This is a genomic window from Kitasatospora sp. GAS204B (assembly GCF_029892155.1).
Taxonomy (GTDB): Bacteria; Actinomycetota; Actinomycetes; order Streptomycetales; family Streptomycetaceae; genus Kitasatospora.
Window position 1 is genome coordinate 74,730 of record NZ_JARZAG010000020.1, and the last position, 12,212, is coordinate 86,941.

A 12,212-nucleotide genomic window follows, 5' to 3' on the forward strand; every position below is an offset into this window, starting at 1 on the left:
CCTGTCACGAGGACTGGATACGGACTCATGGAACCGAGCAAGAGCGCTGCGACACCCCTGACCCGAGCCCTGGACACCATCAAGAGCCTGCGCGCCCAGCTGGACGCCGCGAGCGGGAACCAGCCGCTGGCGGTGGTCGGCGTCGGCCTGCGGCTGCCCGGCGGCATCGACGACCTCGACTCGTACTGGGCGGCGCTCGAGTCCGGCCGTGACCTGGTGCGCACCCGGCCGCCCGGACGGATGGCCCCGTTCGCCGATGAATGGGCCGAACTCCCGCACCAGGGAAGCTTCCTGGACGAGGTGCTGGGCTTCGACGCCGACTTCTTCGGGATCAGCCCGCGCGAGGCGCGCGCCATCGACCCGCAGCACCGCCTGCTGCTCGAAGTGGCCCACGAGGCGCTGGAGGACGCGGCGCTGGCCCCCGAGCAGCTGACCGACGCCAAGGTCGGCGTCTTCGTCGGCATCACCGGCCGCCAGGACTACCGTGACTGGAACACCGGCGAGTTGGACGCCTACTGGGCCACCGGCAACGGCCACAGCTTCGCGGCCGGGCGGATCTCCTACTGCCTGGGCCTGACCGGCCCGGCGGTGGCCGTGGACACCGCCTGCTCCTCCTCGCTGGTGGCGATCCACCAGGCGGGGCAGGCGCTGCGGCGCGGCGAGTGCGAGGTGGCGCTGGCCGGCGGCGTCAACCTGGTGCTGGCCCCCGGCTCGACCCGGATCATCGACCAGACCCGCTCGCTCTCCCCGGACGGCCGCTGCAAGAGCTTCGACGCGCGGGCCAACGGCTTCGTCCGCGGCGAGGGTTGCGGGGTGATCGCGCTCAAGCGGCTGGACCACGCGCTGCGCGACGGCGATCGGATCCACGGCGTGATCCGCGGCTCGGCGATCAACCAGGACGGCCGCTCCTCGGGCTTCACCGCGCCCAACGTGCTGGCCCAGATCGACCTGCTGGAGTCCGCGCTGGCCGACGCCGGGCTGACCCCGGCCGACCTGGGACTGATCGAGGCGCACGGCACCGGCACCTCGCTGGGCGACCCGATCGAGATGGACGCCATCATCGCCGCGCTCGGCCGGCGCAACGAGGGTGCCAAGCTGCACGTCGGCTCGGTCAAGGCCAACCTCGGCCACCTGGAGGGCGCGGCCGGCATCGCGGGCGTCATCAAGGCGCTGCTCTGCCTGCGCAAGGGCGTCGTCCCGCCGCTGGTGCACTTCGAGACGCTCAACCCGCGGATCGACCTGGACGGCACCGGCATCTCGGTCTCGGGTCAGGCACAGCCGTGGCGGGCCGCCGAGAGCGGCCGGTACGCCGGCGTCAGCTCGTTCGGCATGATCGGCACCAACGCGCACATCATCGTCGGTCCCGCGGAGCCCGCCGAGTCGGCGGAGCAGCGCGCCACCGAGGTTCCGGTGACCGGCTTCCAGCTCTCCGCCAAGACCCCCGCCGCGCTGCGCGCGCTGGCCGGGCGGCTCGCCGAGCGCCTCGCCACGCTGGCGCCCGCCCAGTACGCCGCCTTCGCCTACACCGTCACCGAGGGCCGCAGCCGCCAGGAGGTGACCGCCACGGTCACCGCCGCCGACCCCGCCAGCGCCGCCGCCGCGCTCGGCGCGCTGGCCGCCGACCAGGCCTCGCCGCTGGTCACCATCGCCGAGGGGACGGCGGCAGGGCGGCTGCCCGCGCTGCCGCGCCGGGTGGTGGAGCTGCCGCACTACCCGTGGGAGCGGACCCGGCACGCGCCGGCCGCCGCCGCGGCCCAGGCCGCCCCCGCCGCCGCTGCTGCGCCGGTGCCCGCCGCCGAGCGGCCCGCGGCGCCGGCCGGCGTGCCGCTGCACGAGCTCGCCTGGCACCCCGTCCCGCCGACTGCGCCGGTCAGCGGCAGCACCCTGGTGCTGGCCGGGGACGATGTCGAACTGCTCACCCTGCTGGCCGCGGAGGCCGAGGCTGGCGGCCAGTTCGGCGTGCTGCTCGGCCCGGTCGCCGACGGCTCCTTCCCGGCCTGGGAGCAGGGCCCGCTGCCCGCCGACGACCTGGCCTGGGGCCGGTTCTGGGCGGCTCGCGACCAGCGCGGCCCGCTCTCGCTGGTGCTGGCCCACCGCGCCGACCCGCTGCCGGAGCGGCTGGACGACGCCGACCCGGCCGGCGCGGGCGCGGCGCTGCTGGCCGCCGTCACCACCGCCGTGCGCAGCCTCGCGGTGGTGGACGGCCGACACCGCGCCTTCGCGCTCACCCGGGCGGTGCGCCAGGTCACCGGGCAGGACGGGATCGCGGCCGGTGACCACGGCCTGCTGCACGGCCTGCTGCCGGTGCTCGGCCTGGAGTTCGGGGCCCGCTGGGGCGGCGTGATCGACCTGCCGGCCGCCCCCACCGCCACCGACGCGCGCACCGTGCTGGAGCTGGCCACCGCCGCTGCACCGACGCCCGGGACGGCCGTCGAGGACCTGCTGGCGGTCCGTGACGGCGCCGCGTTCGGCGCCCGGCTGCGCCCGGTGGCCGCCGACTGGCAACCGGAACTGACGATCCGTCAGGAGTCGGCCTACCTGATCACCGGCGGCGCGGGCGGCATCGGCCGGGCGCTGGCCGCCGACCTGGTCCGGCGCGGCGCCCGCCACCTGGTGCTGATCGGCCGCACCGCCCCCGAGGCGCTGCCCGCGACCACCCGCGACTGGCTGGCCGAGCTGGCCGCCGCCGGGGTGGCGGCGCACTACCGCGCCGCCGACTGCGACCGGCACGCCGAGTTGACCGCCGCGCTGGCGATCGAGGGCCTGCCGCCGATCGCGGGCGTGATCCACGCGGCCGGCACGCTGCCGCTGGCGCCGCTCGCCGAGGCCGACAGCGCGGCCTTCGAGGCGGCGCTGCGCGGCAAGTACTCCGGCGCCTGGTGGCTGCACCTGCTCAGCCGCGACTGGCCACTGGACTTCTTCCTGCAGACCTCCTCGGCCTCCGGCCTGTGGGGCAACGAGGGCCGCGGCGCCTACGCCGCCGCCAACGGCGGCCTGGACGCGCTCGCCGCGCACCGTGCCGCCGCCGGACTGCCCGCCAGCAGCCTGGCCTTCGGGGCCTGGGCGCTGGACGGCATGGCCGACGAGGCGGGCCGGCGCAACCTGGCCCGGATGGGCCTGGGCGAGGTGGACCCGGCCACCGGCTGCACCAGCCTGACCGCCGCCACCCCGAACGCCGCGGCGCTGCTGCTGGCCTGCCCGGTGGACTGGCCCCGGTTCCTGGAGGTGATCGGCGCGGGCCGCCCGCGCGCGCTCTTCGCCGAACTGGCCGAGCGGGCCGCCACCGAGGCCCCGCCGAGCGTCGGGTCGCCGCTGCGCGGCGAGCTGCTCGCGCTGCCCGAGGGGGCCCGCCTGGCGGCCGCCCGGGTGCACGTCGGCCGTCAGCTGGCCGCCGCGCTCGGCTACGCCGAGGGCCGCGCCGTGCCGGAGGACGTCGGCTTCTACAACCTCGGCCTGGACTCGATCATGGCCGTCGACCTGGCCCGCGAGCTGGCCGAGGCGTTCGCCGTCGAGCTGCGGGTGGCCGAGATCTTCAGCTATCCGACGGTGGGTCAGCTCGCCGAGCTGATCGCCGCCCGGCTCGCCGACGGGCCGAAGCACACCCCCGCCGCGGCCCGGTCGCCTCGCCCGCGCCCGGCGGCCGCCGCCGTCGAGGCCGCTGGCTCGCCCGCCGCGCCCGCCGCGCCCGTCACGGGCCTCGGCGAGCCGATCGCGATCGTCGGGATGGCCGCCCGCTACCCCGGCGCCGACTCGGTGGAGGAGTTCTGGCAGCTGCTCGCCGAGGCCCGCGACGCGGTCGGCCCGGTGCCGGCCGACCGCTGGGACCGCGCCGCGCTGCACGACGCCGACCCGCTGGCCACCGGCACCATCACCACCGACCAGGGCGGCTTCCTGAGCGACCTGGCCCGCTTCGACGCCGGCTTCTTCGGCATCCCGGCCCGCGAGGCCGAGAGCCTGGACCCGCAGCACCGCCTGCTGCTCGAAGCGGCCTGGCACGCGCTGGAGGACGGCGGGATCGACCCGCACAGCGTGCGCGGCAGCCGGACCGGCGTCTTCGTCGGCATCTCCAACTCCGACTACGCGCGGCTGCTCGAACAGGGCGGCCTCGGCAAGCTGGACGCCTACTTCGGCACCGGCACCGCCCTGAACGCCGCGGCCGGGCGGATCTCCTACCTGCTCGGGGCCAACGGTCCCGCGCTCGCGGTGGACACCGCCTGCTCCTCCTCGCTGGTCGCGCTGCACCTGGCGGTCCGTTCGCTGCGCAGCGGCGAGAGCGACCGGGCGCTGGCCGGCGGCGTGAACGTGATCGCCGACCCGTCCTGCTCGGTGGCCGTCAGCCGGGCGCACATGCTCTCGCCCGAGGGCCGCTGCAAGACCTTCTCGGCCGAGGCCGACGGCTTCGTCCGCGCCGAGGGCTGCGGCGTGCTGGTGCTCAAGCGCCTGAGCGATGCCGAGCGCGACGGTGACCGGGTGCTCGCGGTGATCCACGGCACCGCCGTCAACCAGGACGGCGCCTCCTCCGGACTGACCGTGCCCAGCGGCCGGGCGCAGGAGGCGGTGATCAACGAGGCGCTCGCCGACGCGGGCCTGGACGGCGCGCAGATCTCCTACCTGGAGGCGCACGGCACCGGCACCTCGCTCGGCGACCCGATCGAACTGGCCGCCGCCTGGGCCGCGTTCGGCCCGGGGCGGCGCCCCGGCGAGCCGCTGCAGATCGGCTCGGTGAAGAGCAACATCGGCCACAGCGAGTCGGCCTCCGGCATCGCCGGGGTGATCAAGACGGTGCTCGCGCTGCGGCACCGCAAGCTGCCCGCCAGCCTGCACGCCGAGAACCTCAACCCGCACGTGCCGTGGGACGACATGAACCTGCGGGTGGTGGACGCGCTCACCCCGTGGCGCACCGGCGACCGCCCGCGGCTGGCCGCCGTGTCCAGCTTCGGTTTCAGCGGCACCAACGCCCAGGTGATCCTCGGCGAGGCCGCCGAGCCGGCCGCCCTCGAGCCGGCGGCGGGCCCCTACCTGCTGCCGCTCTCCGCGCCCGACCTGCCGGGCCTGGCCCGGCTGAGCGAGCGGTGGGAGCAGCGGCTGGCCGAGGCGGCCGAGCACGAGCTGGCCGCGCTCGCGGTCACCGCGGGCACCGGACGGGCCCACTTCGGCCCGCGCCGGGCGCTGCTCGGCGCCGGTGCCGCGCAGCTGCTGGCCGGGCTGCGCGAGCCGGTGGTCCAGGCGCCGGGGCGCCCGACCATCGCCTTCCTCTTCACCGGGATGGGCAGCCAGTACTTCGGGATGGGCCGCGAGCTGTACGAGAGCGAGCCGGTCTTCCGCCAGGTGGTGGACCGCTGCGACGAGATCATCGCCCCGCTGCTCGGTCTCTCGCTGCTCGACCTGATGTTCTACGGCGCGGACGAGCAGCTGATCGACCAGGTCCGCTTCATCCAACCCACCACCGTGGTACTGGAGTTGGCCCTGGTGGCGCTCTGGGAGTCGTGGGGGGTGCGGGCCTCGGTGGTCACCGGGCACAGCGTCGGCGAGATCGCGGCCGCGATCCACGCCGGCGTGCTCGACCTGGTCAGCGGCCTGACCCTGGTGGCGCACCGGGCCCGGCTGATGCAGGAGCGGGCCGGGGCGGGATCGATGCTCTCGGTGGCCGCCCCGCTCGCCAAGGTCGAGGCCTGGACCGCGGGGACCAGCTGCGACATCGCGGCGATCAACGGTCCCGAGTCGATCGTGGTGGCCGGGCTGCCCGCCGACGTCGCCGAGGTCGAGCGGCGGGCGCGGGCCGAGGGCCACCGGGCGCGCAGCCTGGTGATCCCGGCCGCCGCGCACTCCCGGCTGATCGACGGCATGCTGGCGGACTTCGCCGCGCTCGCCGCGCCGATGACCTTCAACCGCCCGACCCTGCCGGTGGTCTCCAACCTGACCGGCAAGGTCGCCACGGACGCGGACTACGACGCCCGCTACTGGTCCCGGCACCTGCGCGAGCCGGTGCGCTTCCACGACGGCGTCCAGCAGTTGGCCGGCCTCGGGGTGGACGCGATCCTGGAGATCGGTCCGGGGCGGACGCTGGTGAACATGGTGGTCGGCGCGGGCCTGGTGCCCGCCAAGGGCGCCGTCGCCTCGCTCAGCCGGGGCACGGGGGAGCGGGCCAGCCTGCTCGCCGCCGCCGCCCACCTCTACCGGCACGGCCAGGACCTGGACTGGGCCTCGGTGCAGCGGGCCGGCGGCCCGGCCAGGGCCGCGGCACCGCGCTACCCGTTCGCCGACACCCGCTACTGGACCAAGGTCGAGCCCGCCGCCGGGTCGGCGGTCAGGGCCGCCCCGCTGCGCCACTGGGGCAGCGAACTGCGCTCGCCGGCCCTGCGCGGCCGGGCCTTCGCCTTCGAGCGCAGCGACACCTTCCCGCCGTACCTGACGGACCACCGGATCGAGGACACCGTCCTCACCCCGGCCTCCTCGCACCTGGCCACCATGCTCTCGGCGCTGGCCGGGGACGGCAGCCCGCTGGCGCTGGAGGACTTCATCTGCCCGCGCCCGCTGGTGATCAAGGACGGCGAGCGCTACGACCTGCAGATCCTGCTGGGCGACGACGAGGCGGACCCGAGCCGGGTGAGCGTGCACAGCCTGCTCGACCCGCAGGCCGGCACCTGGGTCAACCACCTGTCCGGCAAGATGAGTTCCGAGGGACCGAGCGCCCACGCGCCGGACCGGGAGGCCTTCGCGGCCACCGCCGAGCGGCACATCTCCGGGGATGCCTTCTACGCCTTCTTCCGCGAGCTGGGCTACAACCTCGGCCAGTCCTTCCGGTGGATCGCCGACATCTGGCTGCGCGGCGACGAGGCGCTGGTCCGCTACGCCCAGCCGCCGCTGCCGGACGCCGTCACCGACTACCAGATCTACCCGGGCCTGATCGACTCGGTCTTCCAGAGCATCGCCGGGTTCATGGTCGAGGAGGACGCCGAGGCGGCCGCCGCGCTGGCCATCCCGTTCGCCTCCGCCAAGCTCGCCTTCCCGGGCCGCCCGGTGCCCGGCGAGGACCTGTGGGGCCACGTGACGGTGCTTCAGTCCGAGACGCTGGAGCGCGGGCGCCGCCGGGTGGACGTCGCCGACCTGCACCTGTTCACCTCGGCCGGCGACAGCGTGATCGTCGCCGAGGGCTTCCGGGTCCGCGCCGCGGCCCGCACCACGCTGCGCACCAGCCTGCGCGGCGGCGTGCCGCACGCCTACGAGTTGAGCTGGGTGCCGCGCCCGCTGCCGACCGTCCCGCAGACCCGCCGCACCCTGGTGGTCACCGGCGCCGACAGCGTCCCGGCGGGCCGGCTCGGCGAGCGGCTGCGCGCCCTGGGCCACCAGGTCAACCACGCGCTCGCCCAGGGCCCCGGCGCCACCGAGTTGCTGGTGGACGCACGGTTCAGTGATCTGACGGACCGTCAAGGCGCCGAGGCAGCAAGGCTGGCGGCCATGGAACTGGCCGCCGCGCTGAAGGCGGCGCCGGCCGACGTGCCGTACGCGCTGCCGGTGGACGGCCGCCCCGGGGCCGCGCCGGTCCGCGAGGCGCTGTTCGGCCTGCTGGCCGCGCTGGAGATCGAGCAGCCCGACCGGCGGCTGGTCCGGATCACGCTGGCCGAGGGTTGGCAGCCCGAACCGCTCGCCCAGGCGCTGCTGGAGGTGGCCGCCGAGGGTGTCACCGAGACCCGGCTCAGCCTGGGGGCGGCCGGCCTCGCGGTGGCCCGGTTGCTGCCCGCGGCCGGCGCCGACACCCCGCACCTGACCGGCGGCGCGCTGCTCACCGGCGGCCTCGGCGCGCTGGGCCTGAGCGTGGCGCGGTTCCTGGCCCGGCAGGGCGTCACCGCGCTGACCCTGATGGGCCGTTCGGCACCCGACGCGGCGGCCCGCGAGGTGATCGCGGAGCTGACCGCGAGCGGCGTGCGGATCGAGGTGGTGGCCGGTGACGTGACCGACCGCTCCGACGTCTGCGCGGCGGTCGCCACCGCCGAGTCGATGGCCCCGCTGTCCGCCGTCTTCCACCTGGCCGGCACCACCGCCGACCGGGCCTTCGACCACCTGACCGAGGAGGACTACCGCAAGGTCTTCGCCGCCAAGGCCGCCGGCGCCGACACGCTGGCCTCGGTGCTGGAGAGCCGGGAGCTGAGCTGCTTCGTGCTCTTCTCCTCGGCGGCCGGCACCCTCGGCTCCGCCGGACAGGTCAACTACGGTGCGGCCAACGGCTACCTGGACGGGCTGGCGCAGCAGCTGCGCGAGCGCGGGGTGCCCGCCACGGCGGTCGCCTGGGGTCCGTGGGTGCCCAGCGCCAAGGGCGGCATGGCCGACTCGGGCGCGCTCTCCCGGGCCGCCGAGCGGTTCGGCGTCCGGGTGCTGAGCGATGAGGTCGCCGTCCCGCTGCTGGCCCTGGCCACCGGCACCACCCAGGCCCGACTGCTCGCGATGGACGCCGACTTCACCCGCTACGCCGGGAACCTGGGCACGCACCCCGGCACCGCGCTGCTCTCGGTGCTCACCGCCGAGCGCCCGCCGGTCGCCGAACCCGCCGCCGAGGGCGGCGGCGAGCAGCCGCGCGGCTGGCTGCGCGAGGAGCTGGCCGCGGTCACCGACGAGGACGACCGCGAGGAGCGGGTCCGCGAGGTGGTCCGCAAGCTGGCCGGCGACACCCTGGGCGACCCGGAGGCGGTCGAGGACGAGACCGGGTTCGAGGAGATCGGCCTGGACTCGATCATGGCGATCGACCTCAGCGCCCTGCTCGCCCACGCGGTCGGCGAGGACCTGCCGGCCACCGCCTCCATCGACTACCCGAACGTCGCGGAGATGTCCCGGTACCTGACCGGGCTGCTGGCCCCCGCCCCGGCGGCCACCGCCGCGACCCCGGTGCCGGACGAGCTCGGCGGCGACCCATTCTCCGACGACGAGCTCTCCGACGACGAGTTGCTCGCCGCCGTGCGGCGCGACCTGGCCATGGACCTGTGAGGTAGGAAGAGATGCAAACGGACGAGTACCGCGCCCTGCTGCAGGAGCAGCACAGACTGACCCGCCGGCTCAAGGCCCGGATCAGTGAACTGGAGGAGCAGCGCAACGCCCCGCTCGCCGTGGTCGCGACCGCGCTACGGCTGCCCGGCGGGCTGACCACCCCCGAGTCCTACTGGGACTTCCTGCTCGGCGAGCAGGACGCGCTCAGCGAGATCCCCGAGGAGCGCCCGGGCCTGCGCGCCGTCTACGACGAGAAGCCCGACCAGCTCGGCCGCTCCTACGTGCGGCGGGCCGGGTTCCTGAGCGACATCGCCGGCTTCGACGCGGGTTTCTTCGGGATCTCGCAGCGCGAGGCCACCGCGCTGGACCCGCAGCAGCGGCTGCTGCTGGAGACCGGCTGGGAGGTGATGGAGCGGGCCGGCCTGCCGGTCCGCCGCCAGGAGCGGCTCAAGGCCGGCGTCTTCGTCGGCATGATGACCTCCGAGTACGTCCAGCGGATGGCGCATCCGGACGACAAGACCGGCATCGACCCCTACTACGGCACCGGCGGCGGCCACTCGATGGCGGCCGGGCGGGTCTCCTACGTGCTGGGCCTGTCCGGGCCGGCGATCAGCGTGGACACCGCCTGCTCCTCCTCGCTGGTCGCGCTGCACCTGGCCACCCGCAGCCTGCGCCAGGGCGAGTGCCGCTACGCGCTGGTCGGCGGCGCCAACCTGATCCTCTCGCCGGACCTGATGGTCTCGCTCTGCCAGAACAAGGCGCTGGCGCCGGACGGCCGTTCCAAGACCTTCACCGCCGCCGCCGACGGCTACGGCCGGGGCGAGGGCGTCGGCATGGTGCTGCTGATGCGCCTGGACGAGGCCGAGCGCGAGGGCCGTCCGATCCTCGCGGTGCTGCGCGGCACCGCCGTCAACCACGACGGCGCCTCCTCGGGGCTGACCGTGCCCAACGGCCCGGCCCAGCAGGAGGTGTTGCGGGCCGCGCTGGCCGACGCCGGAGTGGCCGCCGCCGAGGTCGGCTACGTCGAGGCGCACGGCACCGGCACCTCGCTCGGCGACCCGATCGAGGTCGGCGCGCTGGACGCGGTGGTCGGCAGCGGCGTGTCGGACCGTCAGGAACCGCTGCTCACCGGCAGCGTGAAGTCCCGGATCGGCCACCTGGAGGCGGCCGCCGGGCTGGCCGGCCTGATCAAGGTGGTGCTGATGCTCCAGCACGGCCGGATCCCGGCCGCGCTGAGCGCCGCCGACGGCGAGTTGAACGCGCTGATCCCGTGGGAGCGGATCAACGTCGCGGTGCCGCGCGAGAGCCGGGACTGGCCGGCCGGCTACCAGCGCAAGGTGGCGGGCCTGAGCGCCTTCGGGATGAGCGGCACCAACGCGCACGTGGTGCTGGAGGCCTACCAGGAGGCGCGGCAGCAGCCGCCGGCCGTCCCCGGGCGGCTGGAGCTGGTCACCCTCTCCGCCAAGCACGAGGAGAGCCTGGCCGAGCTGGTCTCGCTGGCGGCCGGGCACCTGAGCCGCACCGGGGCGGCGGACCTGGCCGCCGACTGCCACACGCTGCGGGCCGGGCGCACCGCCTTCGAGTTCCGGATCGCGGTCACCGGGCGCAGCGGCACCGAGCTGGCCGAAGCGCTGCTCGCGGCGGCCGAGCACGGCGTGCGCGAGCTCAAGCCGGCCCGGCTGGCCGTCACCCTGAGCACCGTGCAGGGCTCCGCCCAACTCGCCGCCGCGGTGGCCGCGCTGACCGAGGCCTACCCGGAGCTGATCGCGGGCCACGGCCGCGCCGACGAGCAACTGGCGGAGATCCTGCGTCAGTTCGGCCTCAAGGTGCGACCCGGGGCGGCCGCCGCCGACCAGTCGGTGGACGCGGCTCTGCGCTGGGAGGGCGGCAGCCTGCCGCTCACCGGCGACGAGCCGGCCCAGGCGGTGGACCTGCTGGCGAGCGCGCTCGGCACCCTCTTCGCCGCCGGTGCCGAACTGCGGCTGGACGCGCTGCGCCCGGCCGGCGCGCGGGCGGCCGGCAACCTGCCCACCTACCCGTTCCGCCGCCGCCGGCTCTGGATCGAGGAGCGGGCCGCCGCCCCAGCACCGGTGCAGGCACTGGCCGCCGTCCCCACCGTCACCGCCGACCAGGCCGCCGACCGCGCCGCCGTCAGTGCCTTCCTGCACCAGCAACTGCGCACGCTGCTGCAGGCCGAGGAGGACCTGGCCGAGGGCGAGACCTTCCTGGAACTGGGCGGCGACTCCTTCATCGCGATGCAACTGACCCTGCGGATCGAGGAGAACTACCAGATCGAGGTCCCGCTGGACGACTTCCTGGAGGAGATCACCTTGGGCGAGCTCTTCGAGCGGCTCGGCGAACACATCCTCTCCGGTGGCGTGCTGGTCGCCGCCGCCAGTGAACGGCGCGGCGCGTGAGGACCGGGGTGCGCCCGCGCCCGGTGGACCGGCCCGCGCTGCGGCTGCTCGGCTTCCACCACGCCGGGGGCTCCTCGGGCGTCTACTGGCCGATGGCCCGCCAGCTGCCCGAGGACTGGGACCTGGTGCTGATCGACCTGCCGGGCCGTGGCAAGCGCGCCCGGGAGGAGCCGCTGACCACCCTGTCGGCGGTGCTCGACACGGTCTACGAGGACGTCCAGCCCTGGCTGGACGCGCCGTTCGCGCTCTTCGGGCACAGCCTGGGCTCGCTGGTGGCGATCGAGCTGGCCCGCCGGCTGGAGGCGGCCGGGCAGCGGCCCGGCTGGGTCGGCGTCTCGGGGCGGGCCGGCCCGAGCTACCAGGCGCGGGTGCGGCGCCGGCTCTACGAGCTGGACGACGAACGGCTGCTCGGCCAGCTGCTGGCGATGGGCGGCACGCCCGACCGGATCCACGAGGTGCCGGAGTTCGTCGAACGGTTCCTCCGGCTCACCCGGGCGGACCTGCGCGCCGTCGAGTCCTACAATCCCGACCCCGACCGGGTCCCGCTGACCGCCCCGGTCTCCGCCTTCGGCGGCGACATCGATCCGTGGGCGCCCGAGTTCATGTTGGCCGGCTGGGCCCGGGAGACCACCGCGGAGTTCGGCTACCAGCTCTTCCCCGGTGGCCACTTCTACTTCCTCGGCCAGGCCTTCCCGGGATTCACCAGAGCGCTGGTGGCCGAGGCCGCGGCGCAGCTGGCGGGCGCTGCGAGCCGTTCCTGAAACACGCCCCAGGGGGCGGGGTCGGTGCCGAGTGCACCGCCCCCGCCCCGGCGCC

3 protein-coding genes are annotated in these 12,212 nt (G+C 75.6%); all 3 read left to right on the forward strand.

What is annotated here, in order from left to right; all coding sequences use genetic code 11:
- The first annotated feature begins 27 nt into the window (after positions 1-27).
- The 3 genes from P3T41_RS25220 to P3T41_RS25230 are packed head-to-tail and all read left to right on the forward strand — an operon-like array spanning position 28 to position 12,157.
- Positions 28-8,979: a type I polyketide synthase gene (locus P3T41_RS25220; RefSeq protein ID WP_280692586.1), complete on the forward strand. Its 8,952-nt coding sequence runs from the start codon at positions 28-30 to the stop codon at positions 8,977-8,979.
- 11 nt (positions 8,980-8,990) lie between these two features.
- Positions 8,991-11,396, forward strand: coding sequence for a type I polyketide synthase (locus P3T41_RS25225; protein ID WP_280692588.1), 2,406 nt, complete (start codon positions 8,991-8,993; stop codon positions 11,394-11,396).
- Positions 11,393-12,157 carry an alpha/beta fold hydrolase gene (locus P3T41_RS25230; RefSeq protein WP_280692589.1) on the forward strand — a complete coding sequence of 255 codons (765 nt, stop codon included), beginning with the start codon at positions 11,393-11,395 and terminating at the stop codon, positions 12,155-12,157. The genes P3T41_RS25225 and P3T41_RS25230 overlap by 4 nt, the downstream gene beginning before the upstream one ends.
- The last annotated feature ends 55 nt before the right edge of the window (positions 12,158-12,212 follow it).